This window comes from Pseudomonas sp. GW821-FHT07G10, from assembly GCF_059418545.1.
This window is the reverse complement of the sequence record NZ_JBWKQB010000007.1, coordinates 37,896-54,479: the sequence shown is the minus strand read 5'-3', so window position 1 is coordinate 54,479 and position 16,584 is coordinate 37,896. Positions and strand designations below refer to the sequence as shown.

Sequence of the window (16,584 nt, the reverse complement as noted above, 5' to 3'; positions counted from 1 at the left end):
GCAATGAGTGGTTACTACAAACCCAATGCCGGCGCATCCTGCTGCAACAGCAGCCCTTGCGCTTAACTCAAGGCGCCATCACGCAATGGGTGTTCACGTTCATCCACGGGCGACTCAGGCACGATCGCGGCAAAGAACCACGGCGAAATCAATGTCACCAGCAAGATGGTCATTACTCCACTGGAAAATAGCGCCAGCGCCACCAGCGTTCCCAGGTCAATGACCGGCTTGTAGGCGGAAAACAGCAACGCCAGGAACCCCACCGAAAAAATCACCACGTTGACCACGGTCGAACGCCCGACGCTGTGCATGGCTGTGAGAATCGCCTCATCGACATGCACGCCTTGCTGAACCAGCAACTTGATCCGCGACAGCAGGTGTACGGCGTAGTCGACCACCCCCACCACCAGGAACGTCACCAGCGTCGTGCCAATGTTCAGCTCGATGTCCAGCAGATACATACAGCCATAGACCGTCACGGACGTGGTCAGCAGCGTGAGCATGCCAAGAATGCCCAGGCGTACCGACTTCAACCAGTACATCATCATCAGCGTGACCACCACCAGCGCCAGGGAGAAGCTCAGCACCTGGCCCTGGGTGATTTCCTGCAGCACTCCAGTCCAGATGTAGGGTGTACCGGCATGGGTCACTTGCAGGTTGGCCGGCTTGTTCACCAGCAGCCAGGCATCCAGGCGATCAAGCATGTCCTGATAGTCGCTGGCGACCGAGGAGGTCATGGTGTAAAGCGTCAGCGCCTTGGAATAGTCGGCATTGAGCACGTTCTGCAAATCCGAGCCGCCGCCGTTCTCGAACATCATGATGTGTTGCTCGATCAGCGAGTTGCCGTCGACCTCAAAGGTTTCTGTCTGCCCCTCATCATTGACCGACTTCACCTGTTCCAGCGCCTGCGGCACACGCAGATAGTCGGGCTTCATGTCATTGAGCACCAGGTTCATGCGCTTGACGTAAGTCGCCACCGAATAGGTGTAACTGACGTTCGGCTGGGACTTGATGAATTGGTCGAGCCTGTCGAGGAACTGCACCACCTCGGTGGTCAGGACACCTCGCGGGGTCTTGCTGTCGAAGGCAATCCAGCCCGGAGAAGTGCCGGCGACATGGGCCCGATTGATGAACTCATCCGAGACCCGGAGCGGGCTGTCCTTCTTGAAGTAGGCAATCCCCGAGTCCTCGATATTGACCATGAAGGTGAATACCGTCATCAACGCCAACAACGGCAGGGTCACGACCAGAACCGGCTTGCGCCACTGGATCAAACGCGCACAGAACGCCACCAGGTAGCGCGAGATGATCGACTCTTTGTGGACTACTTTGCGCGGTGGCTGATCCTTGCCCCAGATGGAGATCCACGCCGGGATCAGCAGCAGGGAAATGATCAAGGCCGCCGTCAGCCCGATAGACATGAAGAGACCGAAATTGCGAATGCTGACGATATTGTTGGTGGTGGAAATCATGAACGTGGCAATGGTGGTGACGGTGGTCAGCACCACTGGAACGACCATCATCCGCATGGTCTCGCGGTTGGCCTCACGAAAGGATTTGCCGGCATTGAGCTGCTCGTAATACTCGGCCATCACATGGATCGCGTCGGCACAGCAAATGGTGAACAAAAAGACCGGCAACACGCTGGTCAGCAAGTCCATCGGTACCTGAAACAGCGCCATCAGGCCCAAGGTCCAGATGGTGCAGAAGAGGATATTGAACAGCGGCAGGAGCACGCCCAAAGGCTTGCGGAAAAAGAACACCAGCAGCGAAGTCACCAGCAGGAACACGATCGGGAACAGCAGCGCCAGGTCGTGATCGATGATCTCCTGCTGCGCCGCAATAAAGATCGGCATCCCGGCGATGAACACCTCATCGGTGAATTGCGGATGTTTGGCCTGGTAGTCCGCGATGATTTGACGAACCTGGTGATAGGCGCGTAGTTGAGCCTGGGCGTCGTCCTGTTTGGTCCCCAGTTCAGCGACCACCATGGCGACTTTCTTGTCGGCGGAAACTACCCCGCCGACCATTTGCTCGTTGCCCATGATCTGCGCTTCGACGACCTTGGGGTCCATGTCCAGGCCATGCAGGGTCTTGTGAATCCACAGTTCGCCATCGGGGCTCAGGCTGATGTTTTCCAGGTCGGCCATGGAGGCCATTTCCTTGATCGGGTTGATCCGCTCGACGAGAAAGCCGAGGAACTGCTGATCGCGCTCGCCCCAGCCCTGACTGCGGGCGTGATCGAGCAATACCTTGGCCTGGGCGTAATCGTTCTGGGAAAAACCCTCATTGAGAATGTCCGCGGCCAGCAGTTGGGCGCGACTGTCCGCCCCATGCTTGCCGACAATGCGCTGAAGTTCGACTTCATCCTCTGCGTTGGCCAGCATCAGCCGCCGCAGGGCTTGCGAAAGTTCGAACTGGGCATTGAGCGAGTCGGTGTTGAAGACACTCTGCCGATTGTTCAGCGCCACCATGACCGAGTCGTAGGTACCGGTGAATTCGTGCTGCAGGTCGAGAATGGTTTTGCGCGCCGGATGGGTTTCCTTGAGTAAATAGGGATTGGTGTCCGACATCAGCGAGCCGAGTGTGTAGGTGAACCAGGCGGTGATCGCCACCAGCACAAATACAATCGCCCGCGCATAGCGCTCAACGAAGTTCAGGTATCGTTCCATGATCATGCGTTCCACAAAGGTCGGAGCAGTGCTTAGCGAGCGGACACGGCGAATTCAGGCAGGTCGCCGGTCTTCAGGCCGCGTTTGATGGCGGTCTGGGTAAACAGTCGGTCGTCCAGCTCAACGTTGTACTGCAACTGGTTGAAACGCAGCTGGGAGCGAGTGCCCGCGATGAAGTCTTCGGTCTCGCTCAGGGTGATGCTGTCAATCTTATCGACAGTCTCGACTTTCAGCGTGCGCATCTGTTTGAACATCACGCCTTTGACATCGAAGAAATCCTGACGCATGACCAGCAGATTCTTTTTGTCGATCCAGACCTTGAGCTTGTTGTAGCCGGTCTTGGCCAGGACTTGCGCGGACGCAGGCGTGCGCTCGATGACATAACACTCACGACCGGCAATGTTCTCTTCGCCGACCAGGGTCTGGCGATAATCGTTGGCCCGGATCTTGTCCAGGTCTGCATAGGAATAATCACTGCCCATGAAGGCGCCGCGCTTGTCGGTGGTCGAAATGCGCCGGGTCTGCCGGCTGACCGGCAAGTACATCCACTGGCTATCTTCGGTGCTCAGTGCTTCGTGGGGGTTTTCAATGTGGAAGGCGACATCGCGCACGTCATTGGGCGCCGAGAAATACATGGTGAACTTGTCGCTGTCCGGATAATCCTTCTGCAGGTAGTTGAACTCGCGCACCCGGCTATTGCCCTGCTTGTCGAGCAGGATCAACGACACCTGCGACATGAAGCTCTTGCCGTCGTTGCGATCTCTGGCCTGGCGGATGATTTCGTCGGCGTCCTGGCCCTCGGCGGCAAACACCGAAGCGCTCGTCAGCATCAACACACCAGCGGTCAGGACCTTTAATAGCGGCAACATAGAATTTTCCTTTTCATCATGTGAGTGAGTTGCTCGCCAACGCACGGTGCACGCAGGCGCTGTATGTTCAGAACAAGCTGTATGGTTAAAACAAATAGCCCGCCGAAAGCCGAACCTGATCGCGCTGGTCGTACTCGCCAAATGACCGGTCCTGCTTGCCAAAAAACACATCCACCTCCAGCCCCAGCTTGAGCCAGTCGACCGGTTTGTAGGTGAAGATGCCCTGCAGCAAGGCGTCGTCTTTGGCCGGCGGTGACATAGCCAGCACCAACCGACTCTTGAGCCGGTCCCGCAGATGTGTGCCTTCGGCAGACAGGGTGAAGAGATCGGCACGTTTGTCCTGCAACATCCCGACCTGCCAGTCGAGCAATTGCTGCTCCTGCCATTGCAGGGAGATCAGCCAGTTGCGCAGCAGATAGTCGACGCCAAGCAGTGACTTGATCATCGGGCTCTCGTCGCTGCCGTACTGGCGGAAGGGATTGGTCACTCTCCAGTCATCGAAATAGGCCACCTCGCTGCGCACGACGATACTGTGCCCGGCATCGATCGCCAGACCGGCCCCGGCCATGCTGTAACGCGGAAACTGCCGTTCCAGGCGAATTCGCTGATCGTCGGCCACACCCTCGACCGCATACACCGGATCTTGCTGACGGGCATTGAGTGCGACGAAGCTGGCGTCCACCGCGCCGATCCGGCCGTTGGCGCTCAGGCCATAGGAGAAACCGCGTTGAGCGTTGTAGTCGGGCGTGGAATCGACGATGAACGTTGCCGGGTCCGGCCGGGCGAACAGCGGAGCGTCGAACTCACTGCCTTGGGCCGGTGCCTGGTTCTTCACAAAGTCGGTAATCCACAGGGCTTCCAGCTCCCACTCGCCCACCGGCTGGGTCAGACGCACCATAGGCACCGCAATGCGGCTGTCTTCGAGCAAGGCAGTCAGGCCCTCGCGGTAGTCGAGCGGGTTGATCTGATCGAGCACTCGCAGTTCATCCGCGCGGCCCCAGACCACCTGCTGCCAACCCACTGTCAGCTCACCGTCACCGACGTATTGTCCCCAGTACAAATGCCGCCAGTCGGCGCTGAAGCGGTAGTCTTCCCGGGCTTCCTGGCTGTAGGGGTTATTGCCGTCATAGCGGGCGTCATAACGCACCCGGCCCTTGGCCTTGTAATAGCCACTGTCCCAGTTGTCCTCCAGATTGGCCTTGAAGTAGACGGCCTTCTGCGTGACCTGGTCGTCACCATGCAAGCGCAGCGCGGTGGCCACGCCGACTTCAGCATCGGCATGGGCCGGCACGATGTCGGCGCTGGCCAGCTGCGGGCCGAGACAGGCCAGCACGGCAACCAGCCCCTGCCTGAATCGCTCTCTGGCCATGACTACATTCCCAACCCGACGCCGCCATCGATCATCAGGCTCTGCGCCGTGACGCCCGCCGCCTCGGGACTCGCCAGGTAACGCACCATCGCCGCCACTTCATCGCCCTGAATGAATCGCCGCAGCGGCAATTTCTTTTTCGCGTTGCGCAGGATCTGCTCTTGGCTGATCCCCGCGATACGGGCTTGAGCCGCCAACTCGCCCTGCAACATCGGCGTATCGATCCAGGCCGGCAGGATCGCGTTGACCGTGATCTGGCGGGGTGCCAGGTCCATCGCCAGTGCCTTGGTCATGCCAATGATGCCGTGCTTGGAAGCGCAGTAAGCGCTGTTACGCACCTTGCCGGCACGCCCCAGAATCGACGACATGTTGATGATCCGCCCACGGTCCGCCATCAGCGGCAGGCACAGCGAGGTGACATAGAATGTTCCGTTCAGGTTGATCGAAATCACCTTGTGCCAGTTGTCCAGGTCCTCAGGCTCGTTTTCGTTGCAGACACCGGCGCTGTTCACCAATACATCGATGTAACCCAGACGCGCGGCCAGTGTCTTGAACAGCACCTGTAAACCGGCAAGGTCGGCGATATCGGCCCCATGGGTTTCGATGCTCGCCGCAAACGCCTGCCCGGTCACCCAGCCTTGCAACTGCGGCAGATCCAGATCGAGCAGGATCAGACGGTTTCCAGCGTCGGCGGCGAAGCTTTCCGCTACCGCCCTGCCGATGCCTTTGGCTGCACCTGTAATCAAAAACGTTCGTAGCGCGCTCATGGCATTTTCAATCCGCCGTTGACGGACAACACTTCACCCGTCAGGTAATGTCCGCGCTCGGCGATGTACAGCACCGCCTCGGCAATGTCCTGTGGTTCGGCGAAGCGTTTGATCAACAGGCGCGACTGGATTTCCTGCTCGTGGGCCCCCAGCAACGCGGCGGTCATGTCGGTATTGACGATGCCTGGCGCAACCGCGTTGACGCGGATGTTGCGCGGTGCCAGCTCAACGGCCAGGGCACGGGTCAGCGCCTCGACTCCGCCCTTGGCGGCGGCATAGTTGCTTTGGCCCTTGCCGGGCTTTTGCGCGGCCACCGAGCTTAAGTTAATGATGCAGCCGCTACGTTGGCGCATCATGCCGGGCACGACCTGCTGGCAGCAGAGCAAGGTCCCGATCAGGTTGGTCTGGATCACCTCGGTGAGGTCATTGATCGACAGCGTCGCCAGCAAACCATCGCGGGTGATCCCGGCGTTATTGACCAGCAGATCGATGCGTTCGAACCGCTGTTCGACGCGGTCGAAAAAGTCCTTGATGCTGTTGCCGTCTTTGACGTCGCATTGCGACGCCAGGCATTCGCGCCCCATGGCCTCGACCTCGGCACGTAACAGCATGGCCGCCTCTTTGTCGCGCACATAACTGAATGCAATCTGATAACCGGCGCCGGCCAGTGCCAGGACAATCGCTTTACCGATGCCGCGACTGCCCCCGGTCACTACCGCTATTTTCTGGTTCATGGCCGTTCCTTAGAGTGAGTTGTTGGTCTTGAACTGAGCAAGGCCGAAGCCATGGATCGCCGCCAATGCGCGGATTTGCTGCACTTGCTCACGACTGATATCGCCATAGGAGTAATGCTGCTTGATCCCCGACAACCCCATCAGGACCGACTCGGCCATGCAGGCATACAACTGACCCTGTTTCAGATAGGCCCGGACATTTGGCGCAAGCCCATCGCCAAGCGGCGTCTGGACAATGCCGCCATGCATGTACAGAACATCCGCACGCTGGCTGCAGAGCGCCTGGTCAACGTTCAACGGCACCGCGATATCGCAAATCACACTGTTCTCGGCAAAATGTCCGGCATCCAGGAACGGCTGCGCAGCGTTCGCCGCACACAGCACGACACGGGCTCGCTTGAGTGCTTTCAGATCATTGGTGACGGTGATGAACGCATTCACCCCGACGCGCTCCTGCACCAGCCGCGAGATACGCAGACCCAGGTCCGGGCTGCTGCCATGTTCCTGGAGCAACTCCTCGATACCGTTGAGCTTGAGCAGACGCATCGCCAGCCGATCCTGTTCGGCGTTGCCCTTGAGGATCGACCGGGCGGCGTCGGCGTAGATCAGCTGCGCGGTTTTCTCCAGGCGACGCACCGAGCCATCGCGACCACTGCCGATCAGGATCAGGTGATCGACGGTGGCCGACAGCAGGGACGCGTAAGTCGAAGCAACGTTGCCGGCCGCCCCGACCACGGCCGCGGTTTGCCCGCGCAGCTCAAGCTGCTGTTGTTTGCAGCCTTGCTCAATGGCTTCCAGCCCCATGCCGATGGTCAAGGCATTGCCGGACGTCAGCGCCATGTCCGGGATCTTCAGCGCCTGGCAGTTGTTAGTCACGATGGAGGTGTACATCCCCAGCCCCGCGACGCTGTAACCATCGGCGCGAGCGTCGAGAATGCGGTTGCCGACCTCTTCGCGGATGACCTCCAGGTCACCGCTGATGATGTAGTCCGCCATGGCGTTGGAGTCCATGCACAACGGATACAAGGTGAACTCCACCGCAGTACCGAGCCGCGAGCGAATCAGCACCGGTCCGACTGGCGCAGCCCGGCGTTCCGGCGCAGTGCGCGTAATGAAAGCGCGCTTCTGTTCGGCGCTCAGCTGGCCTAACGACGGATCGACATCGCCAAGAATGTCGGCATCGATCAAGTGGTTGATGAAGGCAACGCGAGCGACGACCGGCGTGTCCTGGTCGGCTTTGATGCCGCTGGCAGGCCTCTGGAAACTGGCGTCACGCGCGGGCACAACCGGAATCGAATCGGCACAGATAGTCGCCGCCAGCGGGAAGGCGTCGCCCCGGCGAAGCATGTCGCAGACATTTTGCAGCGCGCCGATCAGCCCGTCGATTTCAGCGAAGGTGATGCAGGCCGGCGGCTCCAGGCGGATCACATTGGAGTTGCTGCCCGATGGCGCCACACGCAAGCGTTCGAACTGCAGCAGGTAGCCGGCGATGAGATAACCCAGTGCATCGTTGTACTGGGCCGAGGCCTGCACCAGCGAACTGTTGCCGCTCTGGTCGTGCAATTCGAAACCGAGCAACAGCCCTCGGCCGCGGACATCGGCAATCACATCGGGATAAGCCGCCTTGAGCTCGAGCAGCGAGGTCTTGAGGTACTCGCCCTTGTTGTGCACGTCCTTGAGCATGGCATTGTCGTTGGCGAACAGCCGATTGAGGGCCGACAGCGCAATATGGCAGGACGCATCGTCTTCGGCGAAGGTCGAGCTGTGGATATAGCTGAAGTCGTTTTCATAGTGGCTGCTGCGAATCACGGTTGCCGCAATCTTCATCAAGCCACCGCCCAGCGCCTTGGACAGGCAGTAGTAGTCGCCTTGCAGATTGAAATGGCTGCTGGCCAGGAAGGTGCCGGTACGACCGAAGCCCGACTGCACTTCATCGACAATCAACGGGCATTGCTGTTCGTTACACAGACGCCGCAACGCGAGGTAGAAGTCGGAGGCGAATTCGATGATGCCGCCTTCTCCCTGAATCGGTTCAAGCAACACCGCAGTGATTGCACTGAACGCCTGCCGAGCGACCAGTAACTGCTCGCCGCTCCACTGCAGGGTCAGCCAGTGCCGGGTATGGCGCGCCGGCAGTTCCTGGAGTTGATGCGGCTGTTGCGGATCGATGAACTCGACGTTCAAGCCGAAGCGGGCGAATGGCTGGCGATATTGCCGGCCATAAGTCAGCTGCACGGTATTGACCAGCTTGCCGTGGAAGCTGCCACGCAGCGCGACGAACACCGGCTCGACATGCAGCTGCGCCAGGTTGTACTGACGCACCGCCTCGACCACCTGACGTACCGTTACACTCGTCAGGTGAGCCGGTAGCAGCCCGGCCGGCAGGTCAAGGTCATCGACATCCAGTTCCCGATAAGCCCGGTCGCTGGCCGTCAGATTGGCCAGGGCAAAATCCAGATCGTCGAACTGCTTGTGCAGGGTTTTCTGACGACGATACTCGGCATGCTTGACGGCGATTTCCACCGCTTCGGCACCGCTGTTGGAGAAGGTCGAAATGTACCGTTCGGTGTTCTTCAACTCACGATTGAAGGCCTCGCTGAGCGCACGGCCCAACTCTCCGGCCGCACCGCGTATCGACATTTGCGCGTTGAAAGGCACGTCGTCACGCAACAGCGTGCAGAGCTGGTCGACGAACTGCGGATCGTTGTGCCCGAACAAGGCTGCGCCGTAACCACCGAGAAAATCGGTGACGGTGACTTGTGCACCGTCACGGTCGCGATAGAACAGTTTACTGCCCAGCGCCCGCTGGAACTCGCACTCCAGGCCCAGTGCCTGCAGCAGGTCAACGAACTTGGGGCGAACGAAATTACGGTAATCCATGACAGTCATATCCCTTGAAAGAAGAAGGCGGTTCACAAAAAACGTCAGGCGCTGGCTGCCTGAACGCTGTACTCGAGTTGGTAACAAGCACTGAAACCGTTGTCGTCGCGGTTGATGACCAGACAGTCGCGCAAGTTCGCCGAGCGACTGGCGCCCATCACAAAGGGCAAATGCGCAGCGACTGGCTGTTGCAAGCCGAAAATTGGCGGCACGCTCTGGGCCTGCAGGGCACGTCTGGCCAGAATCAGATCGACCAGGCTGGGGGCCGCGCTGAGAATTCCGGTCACCGGCAGCCCACTGGTGATATGTGCAGCGCCCGTACGGGCCAGGGTCTGGCTCAGCTGACGATCCTTCTGCGGATCGCCGCTGCCCGCGCACACCAGCAGATCGACTTGCTTGTCGGGCAGGTTCAACGCTTCAAGATCGACGTGGGCGGTCATGCCCACCAGGCAAACCTGCGGGGCATCGCACAGGTCCTCGCGTCGGCGCAGGATTAATGCCGCAGCGCCCTCTCCGGCAATGCCGCCCGTCCCTTGCACATCGAAAGGTCGCAGCGTTTGCGAACCGTCGGCGCTGATGATGCCCGCCTGCACCAGTGCGCACAGTGCCAGCGCGTCGAGTTCACTCCCGGAACCAACGATGATAGCGGCGTCGATACGCCGGCTCTGCAGCGCCGCACTGGCCTCGCGCAACGCTGCCAGATTGCCGGAGACGCCCTGCATGTAGGCATTGCATTCGCACTCAAGCTTGAGGGCCAGGCTGACCACGCCGAGCAAGATGTTGCTCAGGCCTTTGAGCACCAGAAATGGATCCTGCACCCGCTCCTGCAGAATCCGTCGGGCCAGCAGGCGCATGTCGGCGCCCTCGCCCTTGCGGCATTCGTGGAGCAACTCGCCATAAGAGGCCAGCGAGGGGTGGGTGAATCCGCCCTGACAGCAATAGAGGCCATAACGCAAACCGTCCTGACCCGGAGCAAGGTTCGCTTCGGCCAACGCCTGGCGTACCGCGCTGACACCCCAGATCACCGCCGGCGCGCAATAGCGCTGCAGGTTCTGTGCGAGGTCCTGACGGCTGCGCTGGTGATCTTCATCCGAAATTTGTCCGAAGGCCGTCACCCGGGCGCTGTGAAACTGCCTGGAGTGCAAGGGCGCAATTGCACTGCGCGATTCACAGACCGCCGACCAGAAACGCTCCACACCCCAGCCGCTGGGCAATACACAGCCAGCACCGGCAATCGCGACCTGAGCGTGTGCAGCCCCCATCATGCGTGCTCCCGATATTTGCCAAGCACCAGGGAGGTGTTGAGACCACCGAAACCGAATGAGTTGCTCAGTGCCACATCGACCCGGCGGTTGACCGCCTGATGGGCGCAGTAGTCCAGGTCGCACTGCTCATCGGCGCTGTGCAGGTTGATCGTTGGCGTAATTCGGTCGTACCGGCAGGCCAGTGCCGTGACGATGCACTCCGGTGCGCCGGCCGCCGCGATCAGATGCCCGAACTGCGACTTGTTGGCGCTGATCGCCAACCGTCGATAGTGCTCGCGTTCAGCGAACACAGACTTGATCGCCAGGGTTTCGGCGGCATCGTTAAGTGGCGTCGACGTCCCGTGAGCGTTGATCAGATCCACCTGTTGCGGCGCGATCCCGGCGTCGTGCAACGCCGTCTGCATGGCCAGGGCAGCGCCACGTCCTTGCGGGTCGGGCGCGGTCACCTTGTATCCGTCCAGGCTGCTGCCAAAACCCAGCACTTCGGCGTAGGGAACGGCGCCACGCGCCAGCGCTCGCTCCAGGGTTTCGAGTACCACAAAGCCGCCGCCCTCGCCCGCAATCAAGCCACTGCGGTGGCGATCGAAAGGCCGGCAAAGTTCGGTTCCCCAGCGCTGCTCACTGCTTGCCGCGCCCAATAGATACAGCGCGGTCATGGTGTCCAGGCTCAACACAGAGTCCGCTCCACCTGCGATTGCCACCTCGACCTCGCCACGACGAATCATCTGGAAAGCATTGCCAATGGCCTGGGACGCGCCGGCACAGGCACTGCTGATATTGATCACCGGCCCTTCGCAACCGATTCCGTCGGCAATGACCCGTGCCAGCCGATCGTTGCTCTGGCGCAACGAACCGGCCGGATTGACTTGATCGACCCGGCTCATCAGATGGCGCCAGGCCGGGGTGCCAGCAGGCTCGCCGGAGTAGGTCAGCAGCATGTCCTGGAGCATGTGCGCAGGTGCGCCGGACGCACACAAGACAGCCGCTTCGCGCAGCCCGGCGGGCTCCAGACCACTGTCAGTAACCGCCTGGCTTGCGGCAATCCAGCCAAATTGGCTGCGCTTTTCCAGGGCCGTCTGCCAGGCTGAATGGTCCCGCAGATAACCAGGCAACAAGCCTGAATCCACTGGCGCCGCATAGCGAACCGGGAATGTTCCGTCCTTCACGCCTTCGGGCTGCCAGGGGCGGATGCAGTGTTCGCCGCGCAACATTTTTTCCCACATCGACTGCCATTCGAAACCGAATCCGGTCACGGCGCCCATGCCGGTTATCACGATCCTTGTCGCACTCATGCGTGCTTCTCCATGATTTCATTCACCAGCAATAGCGCACCCCAATGCCCTGCACGGCTGTGATTGAGCAGCAGCGTGTAATGCGCTTGCGCAGGTTCACTACGATCGTCGTGTAACGTCAGGGCCACCTCGGTCAGCAAGGCACTCGCCCCCAGATCGCCAGTCATGTGCCGGGAACTGTGAATAACCCGCCCTGTCTCTGCGAACAGGCTCATGAGCCGCGCATCCTGGGTATCCGCCACGATGCGTGCGACGTCGCTCAGGCAGAGCTTTTCCTGACTCAATGCCTGCTCGATGACCCTGCTCGCCACCGCGCTTGAGCGCTCGGGCGAGGCGCTATAACCACGCGCGAATCCAGCGATGCGCAACGCCATCGAGCCGCAGGTCGGCGCAGAGGATGTCAGCAACAACGCGGCCGCGCCTTCCCCGTAAGGCTGCGAACCCGCATTGACCGGTCGCTCGGCACGTTCTCGCAGGTACAACGCAGGGGTGATGTTCGGACTGCTGCTGACCACGACAGCCGCCTCGGCGCGACCTTCGGCAAGGTGTTCAAAGGCTTCGATCAAGGCGTCGACACCGGCATTGCCCTGGGAACAGAAACCACCCATGGGGCCATTGCAGTGCAGCGCTTGCGCGACGTGAGCCATGACGCTGCTATTGAGCATCATCAGTGCATGCAGCGGTGGCGTATGGGCAAAGAGTTGCGCGAGCAGTGTGTCGGGTTGCTCACCGATGGCCTGCACGGCATCCCAACAAGAGCTGGGGCCATCGACTTCAGGGATGGCCGCCATCAGCGCAATCCGCTGCGCAGGCAGATTCAAGGCACCCAACGCCGGGGCGATGCGCCCCGCGCAGTACAACAAGCGCGCGCCTTGAGGCTCGATACCGCGCTGAATCTTTCGATCGAAAATGTCCGAGGGCAATCGTGGCGCGGTCACGCAATAGGCCAATCGAGCAGGGTCGAAATCCAGCGGTTGCGGGGTCGTCAGCGGACCCTGCAAGTCTGCGCACTCGCAGCCAGCCGCGTTGAACACCGAGGCCGCAGTAATGTAAACGGGTCTTGTATCCAGCGTATTCATCTCATGCCCTCCCCAGAACCAGTGAACTGTTGACGCCGCCGAAGCCAAAGGAGTTGGACAGCACGACATTGATGGGCTGATGCAAGGGTTCGCTCAGAAAATTCAGCTCGGGGAACTCAGCCTTGTCCGGGTCATAATTGAGCGTTGGCAACAACACCCCATCGCGCAGACTGATCAGCGACAGGACTGCTTCAATGGCGCCACTGCCTGCCAGGGAATGGCCAACTGCCGATTTGTTGGCAGTGAATGTCACGTTGTTCACGGACTCGCCGAATACCTGCTTGAGTGCCAACGCTTCGCTGCGGTCGTTGGCCTGCGTCGACGTTCCATGCGTATTGACATGCTCGACCGCGCTGCTCGTCAGGCCGGCATTTTCAATCGCTGCGGCCATGCAGTGGGCGTACTTGCTGCCATCCCGGCTGCTGGAGGTGATCTTTTGCGCCTCGCAATAATTGGCGTAGCCCAAAACGCGGCCAATCGGGGTGGCCTTGCGACGCTCGGCATGCGGCCTGGATTCGAGAACGATCAGCGCCGAACCTTCGCTGAGCACAAAGCCGCAACGATCCGGCATGAACGGACGGCTCTGTTGATCCGCGGCGAAATCGGAGCGCTGGCACACTGCGCCAAGGCCGTCGAAGCTGTAGTACGAAAGTTCGTGGGACATCAACTCCACGGCGCCGCAAATAGCCAGGTCGATGTCACCGCGCTCGATGGCGCGATACGCACTGCCTATCGCCATGGTCCCGGCAGCGCAGGCATCGGAGTGGGTAGAGATGTGATCACGAATGCCGAGAAATCGGGCAAGGTGCAGAGTCTGTTGGTCGACCCGACGAGAAAATGCTCCGCCCGCCAGTTCGTGGTTTTGCAGATACAGATCAAGATCCACACTGCCAGCTTCGTCCATGTATCGACTGGCCTCCTGCAGATCCTGGCTCACACAGTATTTGTTTGAGCCGAGGAACAACCCGCTGGCGACTTGAGAAAATGCCGAAGGGGTCAGACCTGCATGCTGCAACGCCTGCCTGGCGACGTACTCGGCCAGCACACTCTGTCGCGGTAACGTCAAAACATCGCTCTGAACCTCAGCGGTCATTTCCTGCCACTGACGGTGATCGATATAACCGGCTGCGGTATTTGCAAATCCAAGCTCGGCAAACACCGGATGTTCACGAATACACGAACGCTTCTCGCTGATCCGCGAAAACAGCGTGGCTGCGTCCATCGCCGTGGGCGCCACCAGTCCGTATCCCGTGACATAAACTTCTCGCAGCCGCATGAAGAAACTCCTAGGCCGTTTCTTGCAAGCGGGACGCGGCATATTTTTCCACCAGTTGGCGAGAGATTTCGTCCCCTTCCATCGGGACCAATCGAGCGCTGCAGCCGGAACAGACCACCTGCCGGCGTTCATTGAGACGCGCTTGGGTGGCGCCACACTCCGGGCATGTCGGGGGCAGGTAGTTGAAGACGCTGTGGCACTGTTGTGCCCAGTTGCGCACGGTGGTGGCAGCGAACACGTCCACCGGCTGCATGCCGCCCCGCAGCTGACCCGGGGCATAAGCGCTCAGGCTTTGTTCGAGAAGCTCCACACCGGCGTCGGTGATACGGCCCTTGTCGACAAACTGGCTGACGTCGCCAAACACCGCTACCGCGTGATCCAGCACGCTGGTTTTCGGCAAGGTGCAGCCATAAGTGCGACCCAACTGAAAGCTCAGGTCGACAATATCCAGAGAGTCGGCACTGAGGTCTTCCACGATACTGCTGTGTTCATCGATAGCATCGACTTCCATCACCAGCAACTGCGCGAGGATTTCGCGAGTACTCGTAATAACGCTCTCCAACTCCAATGGATTGTTCATCATTTATCTCCGTATAAATTGTGCGCAGGGTTATTGAAAAACAGCGCAAGAGGTTTGATTCCCCCTGGGTCTTTTCCAACGGCGCCGGAGTCTAAACTCTCCCCTTGAGGGGAGAGTCAACGTGTGGTCATGGTTTTTTAAAGAACTGTTTTGCGCTTAAAACCGGTACTTTAAACACCTGTTCGATGCACAGAAAAAGAGTGCAGCCGAAAGAGCAAAACTGGAACGGTAGTTCCACCATTCACACATTTTAAAGAGAGTGGATTAACTGATGAGGGAGAGTTGTGGCAATTAGCTGACTTCGAGAATGCTTAGAAACAATGCCGGCCCGACGGTCTTTGAAAACCGCCGGGCCGGCAATGCACATCTCCTGCGTCTAAACCTTTGGCAGCGGATTCAATACTGTGGTTGCCTTGGGTTTTCTAAAGAAGATCCAATAGACAACCGTGAGGATCAGCAGGAAAGGCACACCGAATACCAGGGTCATCTTGAAGGCATCGGTAAAGTAGGTGGTGATCATCACAGCGCCCATCAGCACCAGCCCCAACAGCGTGGTGTAGGGGAACAACCGCATGCGGAAGGACAGTTTCCGCTCGCCGTTGCGCTCCTGGTAACGGCGGAAACAGTAGTGGGTCAGGAAGATCATGAACCAGGTGAAGATGGCGCCGAACATCGAGATCGCCATCATCAAGGTAAAGGAGCTTTCCGGGTACACCACGTTCAGCAACGTCGCCAAAGCAATCCCCGAACTGGACAGCAACAAGGCATTGAGCGGGATCCCGGTCTTGCTCAACGCGCCCATGGACTTGGGTGCATAGCCGCCACGGGACAGGCTGAACATCATGCGCGTGGTGATGTAGAGCTGACTGTTCATCGCCGACAACGCGGCGATCAGAATCACGAAGTTCATCACCCCGGTAGCACCGGGAATACCGATGGTCTGCATGACGGTGACGAATGGACTCTGGGCATGACCGGCCTGAACCCACGGCACAATCGCCAACATCAACGCCAGGGTCAGCAGGTAGAAGACCACCAGCCGCACGATGGTCGCGCGAAAGGCCTTCTTCACCGCCCGCTCCGGATCCTGCGCCTCACCGGCTGCCACCGCGATCATTTCCACGCTCAGGTAACTGAAGATCGACACGATCACCGCGACCCACATCCCTTGCAGACCATTGGGGAAGAAGCCGCCGTGAGCCATGTAGTTGTGCACGCCGTAATCCGGATTGCCGGCACCGAACACCACATACACCGCCAGGATGATAAAGCCGACAATCGCACCGATCTTGATGGTCGAGAACCAGTACTCGAAGGTGCCGAAAGTCTTCACGCTGATGGCGTTGAGCACGATCAGAATGCTGGAGAACGAGACGATCCAGATCCATTCCGGCACGTTGGCGAACCAGTACTTCATGTACATCGCGACCGCCGTCACTTCCGTGCCCACCGCCAGCACAATCGCCGCCCAATAGGCGTAGCGCACCAGAAACCCGGCCAGCGGGCTGACATAGAATTCGGCATAGGCACCGAACGAGCCGGAGGTCGAATGGGCCACGGTCATTTCTGCCAGACAGCCCATCAACAGCAGCGTGATGATCGCGCCAATCGCGTAGCTGAGCAGCACGCTCGGCCCGGCATAACCAATGGCGTAGGCACTGCCCATGAACAGGCCGGTGCCAATCGCGCCGCCAATGGCGATCATGCTCATCTGACCCGATGTGAGCTGGCGCCGCAGGCCCTGCTCACGATTGGAAATCGCTTCGAAACCTTTTTTGGAGGTGGTCACTTTGTGTGCCCC

At 59.7% G+C, this 16,584-nt stretch carries 12 protein-coding genes; all 12 read right to left on the bottom strand.

The features are described 5' to 3' along the window. Nucleotides 1–62 precede the first annotated feature (62 nt). Nucleotides 63–2,672 (bottom strand): efflux RND transporter permease subunit, encoded by a 2,610-nt coding sequence (locus AC07O1_RS11060; protein ID WP_494995421.1) that lies wholly within the window; start codon nt 2,670–2,672, stop codon nt 63–65. A gap of 32 nt (nt 2,673–2,704) precedes the next feature. Then, on the bottom strand, nt 2,705–3,541 hold the full coding sequence (locus AC07O1_RS11055; protein WP_495088797.1) for an outer membrane lipoprotein-sorting protein: 837 nt from the start codon (nt 3,539–3,541) through the stop codon (nt 2,705–2,707). An 85-nt stretch (nt 3,542–3,626) separates the two neighbouring features. Next, nucleotides 3,627–4,910 (bottom strand): DUF1302 family protein, encoded by a 1,284-nt coding sequence (locus AC07O1_RS11050; RefSeq protein ID WP_495088796.1) that lies wholly within the window; start codon nt 4,908–4,910, stop codon nt 3,627–3,629. Between the two features lie 2 nt (nt 4,911–4,912). After that, a complete protein-coding gene (locus AC07O1_RS11045) occupies nt 4,913–5,677 on the bottom strand; it encodes an SDR family NAD(P)-dependent oxidoreductase (RefSeq protein WP_495088795.1) in 765 nt (254 codons plus the stop codon). Next, nucleotides 5,674–6,411 carry a 3-oxoacyl-ACP reductase family protein gene (locus AC07O1_RS11040; protein ID WP_495088794.1) on the bottom strand — a complete coding sequence of 246 codons (738 nt, stop codon included), beginning with the start codon at nt 6,409–6,411 and terminating at the stop codon, nt 5,674–5,676. Before AC07O1_RS11040 ends, AC07O1_RS11045 begins: the two co-directional genes overlap by 4 nt. Nucleotides 6,412–6,420: 9 nt before the next feature. After that, nucleotides 6,421–9,291 carry an aminotransferase class III-fold pyridoxal phosphate-dependent enzyme gene (locus tag AC07O1_RS11035; protein WP_495088793.1) on the bottom strand — a complete coding sequence of 957 codons (2,871 nt, stop codon included), beginning with the start codon at nt 9,289–9,291 and terminating at the stop codon, nt 6,421–6,423. A 44-nt stretch (nt 9,292–9,335) separates the two neighbouring features. Beyond that, nucleotides 9,336–10,553, bottom strand: a complete 1,218-nt coding sequence (locus tag AC07O1_RS11030) for a beta-ketoacyl synthase N-terminal-like domain-containing protein (protein WP_495013251.1) — start codon at nt 10,551–10,553, stop codon at nt 9,336–9,338. After that, on the bottom strand, nt 10,553–11,848 hold the full coding sequence (locus AC07O1_RS11025) for a beta-ketoacyl-[acyl-carrier-protein] synthase family protein (protein WP_495088792.1): 1,296 nt from the start codon (nt 11,846–11,848) through the stop codon (nt 10,553–10,555). Before AC07O1_RS11025 ends, AC07O1_RS11030 begins: the two co-directional genes overlap by 1 nt. After that, nucleotides 11,845–12,927, bottom strand: coding sequence for a beta-ketoacyl synthase (locus AC07O1_RS11020; protein ID WP_495088791.1), 1,083 nt, complete (start codon nt 12,925–12,927; stop codon nt 11,845–11,847). Before AC07O1_RS11020 ends, AC07O1_RS11025 begins: the two co-directional genes overlap by 4 nt. Nucleotide 12,928: 1 nt before the next feature. Continuing rightward, complete coding sequence (locus tag AC07O1_RS11015) at nt 12,929–14,203, bottom strand: beta-ketoacyl-[acyl-carrier-protein] synthase family protein (protein WP_495088790.1); 1,275 nt, start codon at nt 14,201–14,203, stop codon at nt 12,929–12,931. A gap of 10 nt (nt 14,204–14,213) precedes the next feature. Further along, a complete protein-coding gene (locus tag AC07O1_RS11010; RefSeq protein ID WP_495088789.1) occupies nt 14,214–14,783 on the bottom strand; it encodes an acyl carrier protein in 570 nt (189 codons plus the stop codon). A 376-nt stretch (nt 14,784–15,159) separates the two neighbouring features. Then, entirely contained in the window at nt 15,160–16,572 is a 1,413-nt protein-coding gene (locus AC07O1_RS11005) for an amino acid permease (RefSeq protein ID WP_495088788.1), read from the bottom strand. Between the last annotated feature and the right edge of the window lie 12 nt (nt 16,573–16,584).

Coding starts and splice junctions, on each gene's coding strand:
- AC07O1_RS11060 (WP_494995421.1), bottom strand. CDS start 2,672: ATGGAACGATACCTGAACTTCGTTGAGCGCTATGCGCGGGCGATTGTA.
- AC07O1_RS11055 (WP_495088797.1), bottom strand. CDS start 3,541: ATGTTGCCGCTATTAAAGGTCCTGACCGCTGGTGTGTTGATGCTGACG.
- AC07O1_RS11050 (WP_495088796.1), bottom strand. CDS start 4,910: ATGGCCAGAGAGCGATTCAGGCAGGGGCTGGTTGCCGTGCTGGCCTGT.
- AC07O1_RS11045 (WP_495088795.1), bottom strand. CDS start 5,677: ATGAGCGCGCTACGAACGTTTTTGATTACAGGTGCAGCCAAAGGCATC.
- AC07O1_RS11040 (WP_495088794.1), bottom strand. CDS start 6,411: ATGAACCAGAAAATAGCGGTAGTGACCGGGGGCAGTCGCGGCATCGGT.
- AC07O1_RS11035 (WP_495088793.1), bottom strand. CDS start 9,291: ATGGATTACCGTAATTTCGTTCGCCCCAAGTTCGTTGACCTGCTGCAG.
- AC07O1_RS11030 (WP_495013251.1), bottom strand. CDS start 10,553: ATGGGGGCTGCACACGCTCAGGTCGCGATTGCCGGTGCTGGCTGTGTA.
- AC07O1_RS11025 (WP_495088792.1), bottom strand. CDS start 11,848: ATGAGTGCGACAAGGATCGTGATAACCGGCATGGGCGCCGTGACCGGA.
- AC07O1_RS11020 (WP_495088791.1), bottom strand. CDS start 12,927: ATGAATACGCTGGATACAAGACCCGTTTACATTACTGCGGCCTCGGTG.
- AC07O1_RS11015 (WP_495088790.1), bottom strand. CDS start 14,203: ATGCGGCTGCGAGAAGTTTATGTCACGGGATACGGACTGGTGGCGCCC.
- AC07O1_RS11010 (WP_495088789.1), bottom strand. CDS start 14,783: ATGAACAATCCATTGGAGTTGGAGAGCGTTATTACGAGTACTCGCGAA.